The organism is Candidatus Syntrophosphaera sp., assembly GCA_019429425.1.
Lineage (GTDB): Bacteria > Cloacimonadota > Cloacimonadia > Cloacimonadales > Cloacimonadaceae > Syntrophosphaera.
On sequence record JAHYIU010000013.1, the window covers coordinates 14380 to 34408 of the forward strand.

11 protein-coding genes and 1 pseudogene are annotated in these 20029 nt (G+C 51.9%); 8 read left to right on the top strand and 4 right to left on the bottom strand.

Annotation, left to right across the window (positions count from 1 at the left end):
• Window positions 1–212: 212 nt before the first annotated feature.
• The 7 genes and pseudogenes from K0B87_02535 to frr all read left to right on the top strand — a co-directional run bounded on the left by K0B87_02535 (window position 213) and on the right by frr (window position 8582).
• Window positions 213–2642 (top strand): annotated as a pseudogene (locus K0B87_02535) (choice-of-anchor J domain-containing protein).
• Window positions 2643–4696: 2054 nt separating this feature from the next.
• Window positions 4697–5134: a 50S ribosomal protein L13 gene (gene rplM, locus K0B87_02540; GenBank protein ID MBW6513615.1), complete on the top strand. Its 438-nt coding sequence runs from the start codon at window positions 4697–4699 to the stop codon at window positions 5132–5134.
• A 2-nt stretch (window positions 5135–5136) separates the two neighbouring features.
• Window positions 5137–5523 carry a 30S ribosomal protein S9 gene (rpsI, locus tag K0B87_02545; protein ID MBW6513616.1) on the top strand — a complete coding sequence of 129 codons (387 nt, stop codon included), beginning with the start codon at window positions 5137–5139 and terminating at the stop codon, window positions 5521–5523.
• Between the two features lie 168 nt (window positions 5524–5691).
• On the top strand, window positions 5692–6576 hold the full coding sequence (rpsB, locus tag K0B87_02550; GenBank protein ID MBW6513617.1) for a 30S ribosomal protein S2: 885 nt from the start codon (window positions 5692–5694) through the stop codon (window positions 6574–6576).
• Window positions 6577–6644: 68 nt separating this feature from the next.
• The gene (tsf, locus tag K0B87_02555; GenBank protein MBW6513618.1) at window positions 6645–7244 is read left to right on the top strand and encodes a translation elongation factor Ts; all 600 of its coding nucleotides are present in this window, start codon (window positions 6645–6647) and stop codon (window positions 7242–7244) included.
• A gap of 31 nt (window positions 7245–7275) precedes the next feature.
• The gene (gene pyrH, locus K0B87_02560) at window positions 7276–7998 is read left to right on the top strand and encodes a UMP kinase (protein MBW6513619.1); all 723 of its coding nucleotides are present in this window, start codon (window positions 7276–7278) and stop codon (window positions 7996–7998) included.
• 29 nt (window positions 7999–8027) lie between these two features.
• Window positions 8028–8582, top strand: coding sequence for a ribosome recycling factor (frr, locus tag K0B87_02565; protein MBW6513620.1), 555 nt, complete (start codon window positions 8028–8030; stop codon window positions 8580–8582).
• Window positions 8583–9570: 988 nt separating this feature from the next.
• Here the strand turns inward: frr and K0B87_02570 are convergent.
• From K0B87_02570 to K0B87_02585, 4 genes are read right to left on the bottom strand one after another with little or no spacing between them, the layout of a single operon-like run.
• Window positions 9571–11085 (bottom strand): T9SS type A sorting domain-containing protein, encoded by a 1515-nt coding sequence (locus K0B87_02570; protein MBW6513621.1) that lies wholly within the window; start codon window positions 11083–11085, stop codon window positions 9571–9573.
• Between the two features lies 1 nt (window position 11086).
• Window positions 11087–14902: a T9SS type A sorting domain-containing protein gene (locus K0B87_02575; protein MBW6513622.1), complete on the bottom strand. Its 3816-nt coding sequence runs from the start codon at window positions 14900–14902 to the stop codon at window positions 11087–11089.
• A 10-nt stretch (window positions 14903–14912) separates the two neighbouring features.
• The gene (locus K0B87_02580) at window positions 14913–16466 is read right to left on the bottom strand and encodes a hypothetical protein (GenBank protein ID MBW6513623.1); all 1554 of its coding nucleotides are present in this window, start codon (window positions 16464–16466) and stop codon (window positions 14913–14915) included.
• A gap of 9 nt (window positions 16467–16475) precedes the next feature.
• Window positions 16476–18101, bottom strand: a complete 1626-nt coding sequence (locus K0B87_02585) for a VCBS repeat-containing protein (GenBank protein ID MBW6513624.1) — start codon at window positions 18099–18101, stop codon at window positions 16476–16478.
• A 777-nt stretch (window positions 18102–18878) separates the two neighbouring features.
• Between K0B87_02585 and K0B87_02590 the strand changes: the two genes are divergently transcribed.
• Window positions 18879–20029 (top strand): MATE family efflux transporter (locus K0B87_02590; GenBank protein MBW6513625.1); only part of this gene is annotated, 1151 nt, incomplete at its 3' end.

Here is a 20029-nt window from a genome sequence, read left to right on the forward strand (position 1 = left end):
CAAAGTGATGGTAAAATAAGGCGGAGCGCCAAAACGTCAAGGATTTTCGCTTGCGTTGCGGAATCTGGCAGTTTTATCCGCAACTTTTACTTGACGAAATAAGCACCTTTTGTTTTCTATGACAGTAAGTGGAAATTTGGATGGGAATGACCTTTCCGCCCAGATTCCAAAGGCAAGATTCATGATAACCTAAACAAAAATAAGGAGATGTTATGAAAGCCAACATCAACAAACTCGTGTTCCTGTTGATCTTCTCGGTCATGGCCATCGGCGCCTCGGCCTTGGTGAGCGAATATGCCTTCACCAGCTCGCTCGGCACCTATGCGGAGATCACCGGAGGCACCGTTCTGGGAACCACAGCGAACGACGATGAAAGTTTCAACGCCATCCCGCTTGGTTTCACCTTTACCTACGACGGAGTTGCCTACACGGAGATTAGCGTCCAGACCAATGGATTCATAGCCTTTGGCTCATCGGTGCTGACCAGCAATCTGGCAATAAGCAGTGTGGATGGCACAAACAATGTCGCCGCTGCTTTGAACCGCGACCTGTTGAGCCGGGATGACGGCGAACTCAGCTATCTGCTGACCGGCACCGCACCCAACCGCGTGTTCGTGGTCCAGTGGAAGAACTACCGTCGGTTTCCCACTACCGCGGCCAATGATATCTTCAATTTCCAAATTCAACTTCATGAGAACGGCAACAAGGTGGTCTATGCCTATGGCAGCTTCACGGTTGTGAACGTTACCACGGCCCAGACCGTTCAGGTCGGCCTGCGCGGCTCTTCCAACCTGGATTTCAACAACCGCACCACGACCACCGATTGGACCGCCACCGACGCGGGAACCGCCAACAATGCCAATTGCCGCCTGAACGCGACGGTGTTTCCGCCCAGCGGTCTGATCTTTGAATTCGCGCCCGCCCAACAGGGCGAACCGCCTCTGCCGGCGCAGAATCCGGTCCCTGCCAACAATGCCACCAACGTGGCCATCGGGACAAACCTGAGCTGGACAACTGGCGGCGGCATAGTTGACGGCTACAAGGTCTATTTCGGAACGGACAATCCGCCCACCAACCTGGTGAACGGGGCCATCCAGACTGGCACGCTATATGACCATCCCACCGACTTGGTCTACAGCACCGTCTACTACTGGAAAATAGTGCCTTTCAACACCGACGGCGACGCGCTCAACTGCCCGGTTTGGCAATTCACGACCCTGGCCGATCCCACCGTGACCGTCTATCCCTATGTGCAGGATTTCGACACCGTGACGCCTCCCGCGCTTCCTTTGGGCTGGTCCACGATCAATGCCAACGCTGATGCCTACACCTGGGAAACCTACGCGGGCAACGCGGACACCGCTCCCAATTCCGTGCGTATCCGCTATAACGACCAGATCGCCATGAACGACTGGCTGATCTCGCCGCCTCTGCAGTTTACTGCTGACGCGTTGTACCAACTTCTGTTCTCATACCGTGCCAACAGCAGCAACTACCCCGAAGCGCTTTCCGTGTATTGGGGAACCGCTCCCAACGCTGCAGCGCTCACCAACCTGCTTTTTGAGAATAGCGACATCACCAACACAACCTACGCCGAGGCTGAAGTCTTGTTCCCGGTGACCACCGCGGGAGTTTATTACATCGGATTCCATGGTCATAGCGCCGCCAACCAGTTCTATCTCTATCTGGACAGCATCACCATCGACGAAGTGATCGAAACTCTTGATCCGCCTGTCAACTTGGCTGCGGAAGTGCTCAACAACAACGATGTTCACCTCACCTGGGAAGCCCCTGGCACCACTCCTCCGCCGCCTCCCGGCTTTGAAGACGGATTCGAAACCTATGCCGATTTTGCCCTCACCTTCGATCCCTGGGTGCTGGTGGATGTGGACCAAAGCGCCACCTATGGCATGACCGGGATCACCTGGCCAAACGCTTACGCGGCAATGGCCTACATGATCTTTGTTCCCAGCGCGACCACACCGCCGGTCACAGACGCGGCAACTCACAGTGGGCTAAAGATGGCTGCTTGTTTTGCCAGCACCACTGCCGTCAATAACGACTGGATGATCTCTCCCCCGATCACTCCCGTGGCCGGCCAATTCCTGAGCTTCTATGCCAAGTCCTACACCGCCCAATACGGTCTGGAACGCTTCAAGGTCGGAATCTCCACCGGAGGAACGACCCCGGCTGATTTCACCATCATCAGCGGAGGAAATTATATCCAGGCGCCGATCACTTGGACCCTCTACAGCTATGACCTCACATCCTATGCCGGACAGAGCATCCGCTTTGCCATCCAGTGCCTTTCCGACGACGCCTTCATCTTCTTTGTTGATGATGTGTCCGTGGGAGACGTTCCGGTTCGCATGGATGCCCCTGTTGCCTTCGCGCAGTACAATGAAACTGTCGCCCGCAATACGGGGATCCCCGTTCCCGGCCCGGAAGCGGTCAATCCGCCCACTCGCGAACTCTTCGGCTACAAGGTCTATCGCGACGGCACCCTGATCGAGACCATCAACAATCCTGCCACCCTGGCCTACGACGACATGGATCTGGACTTGGGAACCTACAGCTACACGGTCACAGCCTTCTATACCAGCGGCGAATCCGTTCCCGCCGGACCGGTTTCAGTGACTATCCTTCCTCCCAACAATCCGCCCACCGATCTCACAGCCACAGTCGAAGGCAATGACGTGACCCTCAACTGGACGAGCCCCGAAGCTCCTCCCACAGGCGAATGGATCACCTGGTGCCAGGACGTGTTGGGCAATTCCATCGGCACAAACTCCGCCAACGTCTTTGATGTGGCGCACCGCTTCGACGCAACGGATTTGATCCCCCATCAGGGCAAGACCATCACGCAGGTCAAATTCGTGCCGGAATACGAGAATTGCATCTACACCGTTAAAGTGTGGACCGGCGGTTCACCTACCAACGCCGGAACCCTGGTCTCCTCACAAGTGGTTTCCCCTTTTACCATGAGCGCCTGGAATCTGGCAGTCCTCAACACACCGGTTCCGATCCCCGCCACCGGTGAAGTCTGGGTGGGCTTTGAAGTCAACACCCAGGGTGGATACCCTGCCGGCTGCGATTCCGGTCCTCAGATTGCCGGGAAAGGAAACATGATCTATTTCCAGGGAGCCTGGGCGGAACTTACGGCCCTCAATCCCGCCCTGACCTACAACTGGCTGGTCCAGACCTTCGTCCAGGACGGAGCTGCCATGAAGGCCGTGGAACTCACCCCCATCGTGGAAAACCGCGTGATCAACTACGGGAAAGCTGAACTGGCCTTGCAGACCAGAGAGGTCAGCCGCGAAAACGACCGCGCCCTCAACGGCTTCAAGGTCTACCGCGACGGCACTCTGATCCACACGATCACGGATCCCACCACCACCACCTTCACCGATATGGACCTGCCCAACGCCACCTACCTCTATGGCGTGACGGCCACCTACACCACCGGCGAATCCGTGCCTGCCACGATCAGCGTGACCGTGAACGTCCAGCTTGGCGAGATCATCTTCGAAGATGGTTTCGAAAGCTATCCCGATTTCGCCAACCTCTTCGCGCCCTGGACCCTGCTGGATGTCGACCAATCCGGAACCTACGGCTTCTCCGGGATCTCCTTCCCGGGATCCGAGGATCCGATGGCCTACATCATCTTCAATCCCAGCGCCACGACCCCTCCGATCACAACCCTGGTACCGCATGGCGGGGATAAGATGGCTGCTTCGTTTGCCGCTGTCAATCCTCCCAACAACGACTGGATGATCGCGCCCAGAGTGCATCTGGGAACAAACAGCTCAGTCAGGTTCTATGCCAGGTCGCACGTCTCCACCTACGGCCTGGAAAGATTCCGCGTGGGTGTCTCCACTCTGCCCAATGTCATTCCGCAGGGCTTCCAATATGTCTCTCCCGGAGATTATGTGGAAGCGCCGGTCAACTGGACCGAGTTTGTGTATGACCTCTCCGCCTACGACGGTCAGAGCGTGTGGATCGGGGTGCGCTGCGTGTCCAACGACGCCTTCGTGTTCTACGTTGACGATTTCACCATCCACAGCGATGGCGGCTACGTCGGCAACGACGATCCCGGAGCTCCCGCGATCGTCACGGAACTGCGCGGCAACTATCCGAACCCCTTCAATCCCAGCACCACCATCACCTTCAGCGTGAAGGAATCCGCCCCCGTGACCATTGGCGTCTACAACGTCAAAGGCCAGCTGGTGAAGACCCTGGTGAACGAAGAAAAGGCCTCCGGCAACCACAGCGTTGTCTGGGACGGCCGGGACAACAACGGACGCTCTGTCTCCAGCGGAGTCTATTTCTACAAGATGAACGCCGGCAAGTACAGCAGCACCAGGAAAATGATCATGATGAAATAAGGCGGTTATGAGCCCCTCTGGGAATTCCGCCGCAAACATAAACCCCGGGTGATGAGCCCGGGGTTTTTTGGGCATGAAGCCGAAAATTGGGAAGCCGAATAATGGGAAGCCGAATAATGGGAAGCCGAATTCCGATTCGGCGAGCGGACGCAGTCCGCTTCTTTTTTGAAGAACCCTGTGGGCTCTGTGGCAAAGCGGAATTTGCCACCCCAATATCAGCAAACAAGATGCTTGCCATCTCAAAATGGCTTGACACGAAAGCCACTTGGAAAAAATTGGCTTTCTGAATAAAAATATGTTTAGGAGAAACGATGAAAACCCTCACTCCGAGCCCCGGTGACATCCAGCGCGCCTGGTATGTCGTCGATGCCACGGATTTACCTTTGGGACGCTTGTCCACACGGGTGGCCTCCATCCTGTGCGGAAAAAACAAGCCCTATTACGTGCGCAACATCGACACTGGCGACTACGTCGTGGTGATCAATGCCGAGAAAGTGCGCGTGACCGGGTTAAAGAGCCTGCAGAAGATCTACAAGACCTACAGCGGCTATCCCAGCGGACTCAAGGAAATCCCCTATCAAAAGATGCTTGAGAAGCACCCCACCGAGATCATCGAGCATGCCGTGCGCGGCATGATGCCGAAGACCGTGTTGGGCGACGCGATGTTCAAGAAACTCAAAGTCTATACCGGCAGCGAGCATCCCCATGCCGCCCAGAAGCCGGTGGAACTTAACCTTAAGGAGAAATGAGCATGCAAACTTATGATGCAGTTGGCAGAAGAAAGAACGCCGTTGCCCGCGTGCGGATCACACCCGGCACGGGAAAGCGCATCATCAACAAGGTCCAGATGAAGAAATACCTGCAGCGCGAGACCCTGGAAATGATCGTGGAGCAGCCTTTGCAGGAGCTTGGCATAAGCGACAGCTTCGACGTTTATGTCAATGTTTCCGGTGGCGGGCTTTCCGGCCAGGCCGGCGCGATCCGGCACGGCATTTCCCGCGCTCTGATCGAGTATGACGAAAATCTGAGATCCAAACTCAAAGCCCGCGGCTTCCTCACCCGCGATCCCCGCATGGTGGAGCGCAAAAAGAGCGGAAGGCCGAAAGCCAGAAAGAGATTCCAGTTCTCCAAGCGTTAAACAACGGGTTTTGGGGAAGGCAGCCCCTTCCCCTCTGGAATAATGGAATCACTCAAGCCAAACACCAATAACGCGCAGCGGGAGTTGCAAGGCGGTGGGGAGAATGCTCCTCTGAATTGCTTAGATCCCTCTGCGGAAAAACAACCGTAACAAGATTAAGGAGAACCAATGTCCGTAGTTTCGATGAAACAACTACTCGAAGCGGGAGTCCATTTCGGGCATCAGACATTCAAGTGGAACCCCAAGATGAAGAAGTATATCTTCATCAAACGCAATGGCATACACATCATTGACCTGAAGCAGACCGTGGACGCGATCAATGAAGCCTACCAATTTTTAAAGGAAATTGCCAATCGCCAGGAGTATATCCTCTTCGTGGGCACCAAAAAGCAGGCGCAGGCCGCGATCAGAGAAGCCGGGGCAAAATCCGGCGTCTTTTTCGTGAACCAGCGCTGGTATGGCGGCATGCTCACCAACATGGCCACAATCCGCCAGAGCATCGAAAAGATGAAATACTATGAAGAGATCGTGGCCGACGGAACGATCAACAACTACACCAAGCTCGAACAGCAAAAGATGAAACGCATGCACGACAAGATCGAGTTTTCCCTGGGCGGGATCCGCGACATGGATGCCATTCCGGGAGCCATCTTTGTCGTGGATACCGGCCATGAAGAGATCGCCGTGCACGAAGCCCGGATCCTGGGCGTCCCGATCATCGCCATGGTGGACACCAATTGCGATCCCGATCTCGTCGATTACGTGATCCCCTCCAATGACGACGCCACCCGCGCGATCCAGCTCATCACGGATATCATGGCCACCGCCGTGCTCGAAGGCAAAAACATCGCCACCGAAGGTGCCGACGTCAAGGCCGGGATCGATGAGGAAGCCGAGGAATTCACCCCGGACCTGGTCGACATGGCCGTGGCCCCGCTGAAGGATATCGAGCCGGAGGAAGTAGTTGAAGAAGAGGTCCCGGAAGAAGCCCTGGACGAAGAAGAACCCGCGGAAGCCGCCGCTGAAGGCGCAGACCCGGATTCCGAAAAATAAGCAAAGCTTGGCAAGGGGGCGGATTATTTCCTCCCCCGCGCCCTTAAACAACCATCAAGGAGACAATGATGATAGAAGTAACCGCCACAATGGTTAAAGAATTACGTGACAGAACGGGCGCCGGCATGATGGAATGCCGCAAGGCCCTGGTCGAGGCCAACGGCGATATCGAAGCCGCCATCAAATATCTGCGCGAGCGCGGCATCTCCAAAGCCGCCGGCAAGGCCCTGCGCGAGACCAAGGAAGGGATCGTCTTTTCCTACATCCATTTCAACGGCAAGCTGGGCGTGCTGCTGGAGCTCAATTGCGAGAGCGATTTCGTGGCCCGCACCGATGAATTCAAGCATCTGGCCGAGGAACTCGCCCTCCAGATCGCGGCCACCAATCCGCTGGCCATCAGCGCTGAGCAGATCGATCCGGCCATCATTGAGGCCGAGAAAGAGATCGCCCGCAACAAGGCCCTCAACGACGGCAAGAAGCCCGAGATCGTGGAAAAGATCGTCGAAGGCTCGATCAAAAAGTACTGCGCCGAGCATTCGCTGCTGGAGCAGGAACTGGTCAATGAAAACGGCCGCACCGTGAAGGAAATGCTCACCGAGGCCATAGCCAGGACCGGCGAAAACATCCAGATCGCCCGGTTCACGCGCTACGCCCTGGGTGGAGAATAAACCAGCCACCGAGGCCCGCAGAGGTGATGGGATGAATTACCAACCTGAAAAGATCCACCGCATCATGGTCAAGCTCAGCGGCGAGATCCTCGCCGGAGCCAAAGGCCATGGCTACGACGACGCAGTGATCGACGTCCTCACGGATGAGATCATTGCCGCCAAGCGCCTTGGCTACAGCATCGCCATCGTTTTGGGCGGGGGAAACATCTTCCGCGGCGGCACCTGGGAAAACCAGAGCCTGAACCGCGTGACCCTGGACAACATCGGCATGCTCGCCACCGTGCAGAACGCGCTCTACCTGGCCGAGATCCTGAACAACAAAAACTATCCGGCGGAAGTGTTTTCCAGCCTGAAGATGGACCAGGTCGCCAAGTATTACACACCCAGGAAAGCCGCTCTGGCCCTGGAAGCCGGCAAGATCTGCCTGCTCAGTGGAGGCACCGGAAATCCCTTTTTCACCACCGATACGGCCGCCGTCCTCAGGGCCGTGGAACTCAAGCTGGACATCGTTTTCAAGGGCACCAAGGTGGACGGCCTCTATAGCGCCGATCCCCAGAAGGATCCCTCCGCGAAGTTCATCAGTTCGGCCAATTTCGCCCAATGCATCGAACAGAAGCTCGGCGTGATGGACATGACGGCCTTCTCGCTGGCCCAGGAAAACTCGCTGCCGATCAAGATCTTCAACGTCAGCAAGCCCGACGGGCTCTGCCAGGCCATCTCAAGTCCCGAGCACGGGACCTATATTCACCCCTGAGCCAGTTTATGGGGCTCACAGAGGTACCAATGGAAGAACTCAAAGAATTATGTAAAGACAAGATGCACAAGTCGTTCGAGACCCTGTTGCATCAATACTCCAAAGTCCGCACCGGCCGGGCCAGCGCCTCGATCCTGGATGACGTCCGGATCAACTATTACGGCGAGCCCACCCCGGTGAAGCAGCTTTGCAACATTTCCATACCCGAACCGCGCACGATCGTTATCCAGCCCTGGGACAAGACCACCCTGGCCGATATCGAGAAGGCGATCCTCGCCGCCAATCTGGGCATCACCCCGGAAAATGACGGCAACGTGATCCGCCTGCCTTTCCAGCCCCTCACCGAGGAAAAGCGCAGGGAGATCGTGAAAAGCCTGAAAAAGTACGCCGAAGAGACGCGCATTGCCATTCGCAACGCCCGCCGCGAGGCCAATGAGCAGGCCAAAAAGATGGAGAAGGACTCCGCCATCAGCGAGGACGACGAAAAGAAACTCCTCAAGGAGATCCAGGACCTCACCGACGACTGGATCAAGAAGGTGGACGAGGTGGAAAAAAGCAAGGAAAAGGAAATCCTGGAAGTATAGCTCCAGACTGAATTAGATCGCAATGACCCAGCCCGGCCGGATAACCCGGCTGGGCTTTATTTTTGGCTCTCTTTCAAACTAAGTGGATAAAGCCCGGAGGGCGAAACAATTTAGCCCGGGGTGGAGCGCAGCGGAACCCCGGGGCTGAAGTAAAGTTTGGGGACAACCCCGTAGGGGTGGCACAAAAACCCGCCAATAATTGACGGTGAGTTGTGTCGAACCCTACGGGGCTCAGACCTGTTTATACATGAATCCCGGGGTTCCGCTGCGCTCCACCCCGGGCTATGATCTGTCGCCCTCCGGGCTAATCAAATATCAGAGTTTTGCATCACCCACTCGGTTTGATAGAGAGATTTCTTTTTTTATCTTGTTGCCAGGCAGTGAATTAGAAGATATTGTGTCTCTCTGCCCTCCCAGCGCCCTCCTTATCATTACGCTATCAATACGGACTCAATACGGACTTTGTCCGTAATGAGTCCGTATTGACACCGTATTGATAAGGGGAGCCAGAGGGGACTTTTGGTATGGGAAAGTCTCCTGTATAGAGTATCAAGTGAAATTGCAAATAGTATCACTTTTGGTGCAAATCTCTGTTTTTGGTGAGATCCCAGAATCAAGGTTTTTGCAAATCGATTTCAAGGTTTATGCAAATACTGTATCAAGGATATTTGCAAAACTTGTATCTCGCTTTTTGCGATTCTACAGTACAGCACATTAGGTCTGAAACAAGTTTCTGCTGATAACATAAAAACGTCCAAGACTAAATACCTGGCTGTGCTGAGTTAACAGATTTTTTCTCCTTTACAGAATTACCCTTGAAGACAAACTGGACTTTACGTATGGAATACCTAGTTCAGCCAAGTTGATCGAGTTTCGCAGAAACAGATCGCATGAACTAAAGTAAAGGCCAAGACCGTTGCTCTCCCAGTCTGTGATTGTGTTGTTAACAGAAACGATTTTATTAAGGTAATTACTTTGGAACGGATTGTTACCAACAAAGCAGTTTAATCGTGTGAGTGATACTACCCGCTTTCAACCGACAGAGATATACACCAGAAGCCACGCGTCTTCCCATGCTGTCGTTTGCATCCCACACTAGAGAGAATTCGTCCCGGATGTCGCTTTGCGTTTTTAAAACACGCACAATTTCTCCTCGGATGTTATAGATGTTGACCTCGATCATTTCATGATGGGGTAGCCTTCCATTGATGTTAACAGAATTATTGAAGGGATTGGGGTAGCTTGTAACAATTTCACTGGCGGCACTGGTAAGGTCGGCTGCGGAAACGTTACCGCTTTGGGTAAGCACTAAAAATGTGTCCGGGGCTGCCGCACTTTGGAAATGGACGACACAGGAACGATCATTGCCGGTTAAGTTGGCCTGATAGTTCATAAATACGTCTGCGCTGGCATTGCCTGTAACTTGAGAAAAGCCGCTGACCCAGTCTGCATCGCATGAGATCTGCCAGTCAGCATTGGAGCGGACATACAGCTTCACGCTTCCAGCCCCGAAAGTTAGTTCGGTTATGCTGGCTGTGGGCACGAGGAAAACAGGATTCTGATAGCTATAATAAAAGTTATACAGAGCCACCGATTGGAAGTCGACCACTTCGTCGGAGGATATGGAATACTCCAGCCTGTTGAAAGCCATGTGCCAGTAGTAATGCTGAAGCAAGAACTCAGCCCCTTCCACCCCTGTCCAGAGCATGTCAAGCCACTCGTTGATCAATGGTGTGTATTGCCAGACAAGCGTGCAGTTTTGCAGATTGTTGTCACTCTCATATAGCTGGTGTTCCCTGCTGTTAGTAGCCAGAAAGAGATATACTGTCCCGTCGGGCGTTGGCAGCAATTTGAAATTGAGTTGCTCGGAGTAAGGAGTCTGCAGCTGTGCATCCAACACGAAAGTATTGAAGCTTTGTCCGTTGTCATTGCTCACATAAAGACAAACAAGGCTATCTTCATTGTCAAACCCAAGCAGGTAAAGGATGCCGCTTTCCCTCTCGTAGGCCATTGGTTTGATCGTCACCTGCGGGAAGAAGTTGATCGGAGTGTATGTTGATCCACCGTTTTCGCTGGTATATAGGTAACAACCTTCGGCCGCGTTGTTCATAAGAAACAACTGGTACCTTCCCGCCCCAGGTTCGATGCCGTCTATCTCTTCACAGTCCAAGTTCTCATACGAGAAGCTAGCACCGAAATTTTGAAATCTGAAAATATAACCGTTGATTGGATCATGCAGATAGAATTCACCTAAATAGCCAATACCGTGAATGCGGTGCAGGGGAAACGGGTCCGAAACGTTAAGCGTGACTATGAAGTGCCTGCCGGAATCGGGTGAGTAGCCAAAACCATAATGCATGACATCCGGATCCTGAGCGTCAGCATAACAGATACCATTGGTAAAGATCTCCCCTGGATATGAGCCAGGGATCAGTTGTTCCGAGAAGCCAGATGAAAATCCCAAGATTATCAATGTCGTGAGAAATATCGTCTTCAAGTTCATCTTATTTTACCAAGGTGATTTTGCCTGAGACAGATCCTCCCGGAGTTGGCATCCGATAGAAGTAGATGCCGCTGCCAACCTGGCGGTTGTTTTCATCTCGGCCGTCCCACACAGCAGTATTCCTTCCTTTCCGCAGGTTGTCGCAATATATCTTTTTCACTAGCTGCCCTTTGATATTATAGAGGCATAGCTCAGAATCGAATGAATATGGAGTTGTGATGTCAAAACTTACAACCGGATTGAACGGATTGGGATACGCGCTGATCCGGGTAAGGGTGTTTTGGATCTCGGGATTGGGGCCTTGTTCAAACTTGATGTTCAGGAGCATGTTCCTGATTCTCAGATAATCAACGAAAGATACCGGCTTCAGGTCCGGATAGTTGACCACAGCTCCTTTATCACCATCTTCGAGCATCAGCAGATAGGTCATACAGAGATCGATTGCGGCATACAGTGAGTCGGAGTATGACTGCGCGTTCAAGATTATATCCTCATAAGCCTGAATAGCGGAACTGTAATTCTTGTCCACAACATCGCAGAGAATTTTATACTGGCTTGCCACTTTAAGCAGTTCTTCCGTTTCAGAAAAGACATCAATATTGGAATAGTAAGTTTTAAGCGCGCTCAGGTTTTGGCTAATCAATGCCGTCAGCGGTAATAGTTCTTTCGCTGCGGCTTCTGCGAATTTATCTTCGGGATAGGTTTCGATGATGCATTTGAACTGAGTCTCCGCCAAAGTGTAGTTGCCAACTTCTTTGTTGGTTACTGCTTCGGTGAACAACCCTTCCACAGATGTCATTTCTGAGTTTTGTGGCTGAAGATTCCAGACCGGAGTGATCAGGAATTTTGTCAGATCTATGTTATCTTCAGGGATGAAATAGTTCGACCAGCAATTGTGAGACACGATATGAGGCAGGCAGAATTGGTGATCATAATCATAGCATATCATCCAGTGTTCATCGCTAAACACGGTACTGGTGAGGTAGTTCCATGATACCCGATATGGGAAACTTGTATGCTCGGCATAAATGGCGCAATATGGATAAACGTTTAATACAAATTGTTGAGTCTGTGATGGGATGGTGGCATCGCGGTTTCCTGCAACAGTGCAAGATGATCCATTCAGGGATGTGATACATGTCTGATTGTTATTGAAACTGTTGATATTAATGTCTGCATGGCTGTTGTATACGTAGATCCCATTAGCAAACGGGTACAGTGCAGAGGATTCGCCGCCAATGTCATTGCCCAGAATGGCATGCAGGGTGTTGGCCCGCCAACCTGAATGGAAAAGGTTCAAGGCATTTGGATAAGGGAATAGGTTCAAGTTTTGGAATGTGTTATCGCTGATATAGAAACTGGCCACACTTTCCATATCAACTGGTGAGTTGTAGAATTCATTGCTTGTAATGCCTATTGAGAATGACTTGTTCCCGTCCGAATATACAAGGAGGGGCGAGCTGGTGAAAATACAGAGATTAATGACCGCGTTGCTGCCTGATATATTCAAGGCAGAATCCGCAAAACCGCAAGATTGATATTCAGTATTTGCGCGAGAGGTTTTGATGACCATGTTCTCAAACCCCACCGCGGTCAGCCCGATGGAAGGAATTCCGTTATGTATACGCAGAGAGCCCGGCTCATACTCCCAGCCTGAGAAGCTAACATTCTGGTCAACGATCAAGTTGCCATATATGTCGATCGAATTGTTCTCTCCCATGGAGACTTGAACATCATCATGGATATGCAAGACTGCACCTTCATGGACGATAAGTCTGCCGTTTTGCTCAAAGCGTATGTTTATGGGAGCAGTCATCCCTGTTCCGAAATGAAGGGTTGCGCCTGGCATCACCTCAATTTCGGTAGTTATAAGAGCATCCTGGGTGTAGGCCATTTGTTGAGTGATCTGAAATCCTGAAGCCATCAGGTTCAACCCCGGATCTCCCATAAAATTAAACTGATGTCTCTCCCATTCCCTATTGGTTAGGTTCTTAGCTGTCAGGAATGCCTCTCCGCTTACAAAAAGCATACGATTCCAAATACTTTGCGCGTATCTCCAATACAAGGCATCCGGTATCAGCAGAGAACTCCCGGAGGCCTTTCTAGAACTTCCGATCGTAGTAACGAAACCACGATTTGGATCTTGGTTTAAGAATGTCTCCGTCAGGCAATCGTCAACTGGGTGGTCGAAAGCGCCAGAAAGGCAGGCATCGATGTATAGATTGGGGTATTTGTGAGTATTGGACAAGCTTTGGATATACGGCGCAGCTTCGAGAACGTAACTACCGTCTCCTACAGTCTGAACAAAACCATGGCTCATCCATAGGCCATACATCATTCCTTGATTGATGAGATCGGTGGTATTGTTGTATTGCTGGTCGTTTGTGTATAAATATGAATGAAAGTGGCTGCTATATGGTTCATAATATAGGATGTCGGCAAAATGATTGGAATTTACTGTATATGCCTGCTGGTCTAAAGTTAGATCAGAAAAAATTTCTCCCCACCTAAACAAGGTGTTTTCTCGCCAATTATCAACACCATAAACCAATTCGTAATCTAGAGTTTTTCTCACGATATTATAGAGTTCAGTTTCATTTGATGCGCTGAATCTACCGATTGCCAGATCTGCCAGAGTATCGGTACCGCTTACAAGAGAATAGTAATGATCCGATGGTACAGGTGTCACTACAGCTTCTGGTAATGTCCAATCCTGTGCTGCCCACTGGGTATCGTATGATGTATACACGCCGTTAATCCCATTATCCATTACGACATCACCTACGAGAAGCACGTAGCCCAGATGGTGATCTCCCATGTTTGGCGCTAATTCGTTCATATATACGCTATGGATGAATTCTCGAATAGCTCTGGCTTCTCTGTGATCACCACCAAGATCAAAGACATTGCAGATATCCTCTACATTGACCACTGACACGCAGAATCCATTGTAATTGGCCCGATGTTGGGCGATCATGTTTAATGCAGGGGAACCCTCAAGGGGATCTGCGGCAAAAAAGTTATCATCCGCTATAATCAGATAGTCGGCTACAAGATAATCCGCCTGGTTTTCATTGTCTATCGGGACATAGATAACAATTCCATCCCGATCTGGACGGTCATTGATTATTGCCGTTGTACCATCTGAAGGGTAGTTGATAAATGTCGCGCTTGCAGAGCCGTTGAAAACATCCGTATTCTCAACCAGTGGTCCTGTAGGACAAGAGAAATCAAGACGAATCTGGGTATCCTGATGGAAGTAGATAGAATTCTCAACTCCATCGAACGCTAGAGGATAGATGAATAACTCGGCAAATTTCTGCCCTCGGAAATATCCAATTTCACCCATCAGCACGGGAAATTCCGGTAGAAACCCCGAGATCGCATATGCGTTATCATCAAGATAGAATTCCTCCTGGGTGTAACAAAGGCCATTGCCATCGACTTTATTCTCCAACTTCGGTACTGGATATACACAATAATCAGATAATGTTACGCCATTGCTACTGTTAATGCTTAGCGAAACGTTGTCACATTCCGGGATGGCAATCAGCTTGCGAATTCGCATAACATCAGGATTTCCCTGATCTCGGTAGCTATGACCCTCCGGAATGGTTATCCTGTCAAATCCTTTGCCCATTTCTATACAGGCTTCCGAATAAAAGCCATTCAGAACAATATCAAGTTCAATGTAATCTGTGCCTTGATGGTTGATGATGATGTTTAGGTCTTGATTTCCCCCTCGAACAGGAACCCATGCTCCTAGCAGGTACGTAGCGAGCACGACCAGTACAATAAGCACGATACCTTTTTTCATTTTGAACTCCTTATTGATTGAATAGTATCATTTTCTTGATTTGTTTTACCATAGCATATTGGTTATCTTGGTTATCTTCTTTTATATCAAATTTGAAGGGTACTATTCCGTCAGGTTTATAACATAGCGGTAGCAATTGCAGACACTTGGCCAGCTTACCTGGAGGTAGGATAAATTCCCATTTGTTTCCTTCAGGGTTCCATTCGCCAGAAATTTGGGGCATGGCAATGAATTTCATTGAACGAGCAGAAGCTATATTTCGGTAATAATCATACTCATTAAGCACAGTTTTTTCAATTTTCTTTTGCACAAAACCATAGTCGTTAAGGTTTACTGCATTACCCCAATTCCACCAAACATGCTCATTGGTTAACGGGTATCTGTTTATCATCAGTGCGCGGGGATTAACTTCGTCGATATACGCTTGCGTAAGCCTTAATGGGGTTCCGTCAGGCTTGGCCACCTGCCTTTTCTCAAAGCTGGAGGCGGTGAGCAGTTCTTTTCCGCCCATGGCTCGCAAATGTTCTTCTAATATTGTATATGCCTGGTAATGGGGATGCTTGGGCTCGTCGATCCCGAAATGATGGGAAAGGTTTTCTACGAAGTAATCATCTTCGGGGTTAAAATTCCTAAGCCTGGCACGCTCATTTGGATCGTTCGTAAATTCATTATAGACCTTGTCAGAGAATTCCACGTAATCCAGCATCAGGCTTCCCCTGCCATGCCACCACATCCGGGGGTTCAGGTTTTTCAGTTGCCAGTACCAGGCCGTGGCTTTCACGACGCCCTGGCCAAAGAGCGAGCATATATCAGTGGAGTTCAGATTCCCGAAAGGAAACCTGAATTCCACGCATTTCATTGAGGGATCATTCGCTGCATGCGCGATGGGAAGATCCAGGTATTCCGCCTTGGTCAGGGATTTGGCGGCAAGGGATGGATCGTCCTTCCCGTGGTAAAACCAGACTGCTTGATAATCCGCGTTAGTGGAGGTAGCGTCGGAACAGGTGAAACTGAAGGTCGCGAGCGTATCATTATCCGCCAGCTTATCCAAGTCGGTAGCCTTGAATATAAACCTCACGTAGAGGCAGTTTTCGGCATCGATCTCTTTCCCGGCGGAATTCCAGGTCCTCAAAAAGCGGAATTCCGGACCGATCCTGCGAAGGGTGCCGTCAGCTTCCGGCCAGCGGTGAAAGAGGTCTTGATACGCGTAGCCGCGGGTACCGGGAGGAACATGCCAGTATGTTTGATTTGAGAAACTGAGATCGTATATGAAATGCCCAACCCTGTCCCTGGATTGGTAGCAAAACTGGGGTAGATCCTCTTCGCCGGGCTGCACGGCTTCAGCGGAGGCGTATTCGGCCTCAAATTTCTGATACACTCCCGTCGCCAAAACTGAATATCCATACAAACCGCGGAATGAGGAGGAGTTGAGGTTTACAAGCCCGTCACCGGGGGCATTTTCGCTGAAGGCCCCCAGCACAAAATCATCCGAATGCCCGCCCATTAAACTTGCCGCCGCGCATAGCATCAGCAGCAACAGCGCGATGTTAATCGTCTTTTTCATTTTTTCCTCCTATTTAACGGTGAATTTGGCGCTTTGGAGCTTTTGCCCGCCCTGGCTCAGCTCGGCGATATAGACCCCCGCCGCCAGTTTCAGCACTCCGATCTCCATTTCGCCCCGCTCCAGGGCCGCCTGGGCGATATCGCCGCTGTACACAAGCTGACCGCGCAGATTGCAGATCTTCAGTTCCAGGCCAGGGCAAGCCTCATATCCGCTGCCGTAAAACCTCAGCCGGAGCCCGCTTCCCCCGGGCAGGGGGTTGGGCAAAGCCCGGAAATACCAGCCGATCCCGGGCATGACCTCTTCCTCGATGCCGGTGGTGGTGTCCGCCAGTTGGGGGTTGCCGGCGTAAACCCTGAGCCTGCCGGGGAAAGATGAGATATCAGGGAAAGTGGGGCAGGAGATGGCCAGGTCGTCGCAGCCGTCGGCATTAAAGTCCCCGCTGGCGATGCCCAGGCCCATCTGCATGCCGTACGCCCAGGCATTGATGAAGAGGTCCGCGGTCCCGTTCATGTTGGCCCCGCCCAGCCAGACGCAAGCCCGGCCGTCAAAATATCCGACACGGGGATCCGCGCCTATCACATCCTCATAGCCATCGCCGTTGAGATCGCCGTGAACGAGACCGTGATCAGATGCACCACCGCCCTGGTAATAGGGATACAGACTCAGGTCGTAGTCGGCTGATATGCTTTGCCCGCCGTACCAGCATTTGATAAGCCCGTCCATCAAACCCACGAAATCGGCGTAGCCGTCGCCGTTGACGTCACCCAGAGGCCTTCTCATGTTGCATGAGGCATACGTCACTTCACTGAACAAGGCCGCATCCGTCGGGTCGATCTGCGGCCCGCCGTAGCCAAGATAAGCACTGTTGATCATTTGCCCTCCGCCTTGCTGGAAAATGGTCATCACGTAGTCGCCGAAGCCGTCGCTGTTGATGTCCCCGATGCCGTGGATATAGCGGTATTCGTAGTTGCCGACGTAGGTCTCCGCCACAACCAGCTCCTGGAAGGTCCCGCCGAAAACCAGCCGCAGCGAACCGTAGCCCGTGTAGCTGTCGTTATTGAAAAAATACGCCAGATCGTCATATCCGTCGTCGTTGAGGTCGCCGCAGGGCATAATACTGAAATAACTGTTTGTGGTGGCGTCCGGTATGGGGTCGATCATGAATCCCGGTTGGGTGGAAGGAGCGGCGCCGCCGAAGTAGACGGCGATCCTGTTTGGATAATCGAAGATCCCCAGGTCGTCGTAGCCGTCGCCGTTCATGTCCCCAAGGCTCGCGAAACGTTCTATCACTCCCGCGTAGCGGAAATGGTTAGGCCGCTCGCCCTCGATCGTGAAGTCCGGGATTCCGTCGAAACCAGGACCGCCGTAATAGAACAGGATCCGGCCCCAGTTGCGGCCGACATATTCCGCGCCCAGTTGGGCGTCCAGGCTGTCCGGCACCCACCAGGACTGCAGCACCGCCAGGTCATCGAATCCGTCGCCGTTGAAATCCAGCGCGGCGAGCTTGATCCCGAAATGGTCGTACCACTGGTTTCCCTCCAGATCCAGGATCACGTCCATATGATTCTGCGCCGGCAGGGTCAGGCTGGCTCCCATCAGCAGCAAGGCCAGAACTACTTTTTTGAAATGTATCATGCTAATCTCCTTTTTACATAAAAATCCTATTGCCTTTAGTATATATCCGGAATGATATGGTTTTGAATCTATCCTCGCGCGGTAAGTATGAATACCCTTGAACGTCCGAAAAATAGCTTTGCTCATTTGTACCTTCATTAGAGTTTGAACATGTAGCGGCTTTCTCAACCAGGATTCGAAAGGATTGTAAATCCCGAGCCATGGTTGTACGCGCTTATAATTCAACCAATAATCAACCAAATGGCAAGTTTGACTTGATGCTTAAAGCTGTCAAGATATATTTGTTACATGACTCCACACATGAATCCTTCGAATCATTGCATTATATCAAATATCTTGCTTGGGAAGAAACACGATCAGGATTGTGCAGGGCCTCTTGGGAGTAACTCCGGAATTGGGTTGTTTGCCATTTATGACATACAATTTATTCATTTAACCACATAAATACCCCCACTTAGATCAATAGCCCTAATTGATGCCAGCCTCCTGATAGATATATACCCACTGTCTGTCCTTATTTGCTGCAACCAGGTCAGGAACTAGACCAAAAATGTCCAAAGACACTGTGACACAGCTAAAGGCAATTTTATTCATCTCATAATCCTATAAACAGTTACGACCACTTTGGCTGGTAAACCCAAATGCAAGTTGGGGTGCAACTTTATAAAGATTCGGGAACGAAATCTGAGGCCGCGAAAACCGGACCGACCCCGGAGGTTCACAGTTGTTGACAAAATCGGCAAGTTCAAAATTCTGGCAAGCAAGGAACAAGAAAGAATGCACAAGAGGAACCTCCACATCCTGGAAAACACGCCGGTGCCGCGGGCCATCATCTACATGGCGCTGCCCAGCGTGCTGAGCATGCTGGTGAACATCGTCTACAACCTGACGGACACCTTTTTCATCGGCAAGCTGAACGACCCCATCCAATTGGCGGCCGTATCGATCTCCATGCCGCTGTTCATGTTCCAGATGGCGATCGCGGGGATCTTCGGCATGGGGGGAGGAAGCTATCTTTCCCGCCTGCTGGGGAAAAAGGACTACGAGCGGGCCCGGGAGACCACCAGTACAGCGGTGTTCAGCACCCTGGTGATCTCGTTGCTGCTGATCGTTGTGGGCTTGCTGTCCGTTCCCCTGTTCCTCAAGGCGGTGGGCGCAAGCGCTGATACTGCGGGCCCGGCCGGCCGCTACATCAGGATAATCCTGCTCGGATGCCCGTTCGTTATGCTCAAGTTTGCCATGGTGCAGTTGGTGCGGGCTGAAGGGGCGGCGAAAAAGGCCATGTATGGAATGTTCATCGGGACAGGGGCAAACATCGTCCTGGACCCGCTGTTCATCTTCGTGTTCAAGATGGGCGTGACCGGCGCTGCGGTCGCCACCGTGATCGGGCAGGGCCTGGGGATGCTTTACTACTTTTACTACTACCGTTCCGAACACAGCGTCGCCAAACCTTCGCGCAAGTATTTGCGCCTGCGCTGGGAAACCTACCGCCAGATTCTCCTGATCGGGATCCCCGCCTCGCTGAGCCAGATCATGATGACGGTGGGAAACACCATCGCCTACAACCTGGCATCCAGATACAGCGACCTTTCGGTTGCCGCGCTGGGTGTGGCCTCGCGGGTCTTTTCCATCCCCATTTTCGTGTTCATCGGCATGTCCATCGGGGTGCAGGCCCTGATCGGATTCAACTATGGGGCGGCCAATTATGCCCGGATGAAACAGGTGATCCGCACCGCCATATTCATGAATCTTTGCCTTGCGCTGGTGTTTACCCTGTTGTTCGTGCTGTTTCCGAAAGCCCTGGTGGGCGCCTTCATCAAGGATCCGCGGATCATGGAGATCGGCAAGCAGATCATCGACGCCTACGCTTTCGCCATTCCCTTCGCGGCGGTGGGCATGATCCTGATGACCAGCCTGCAGGCGATGGG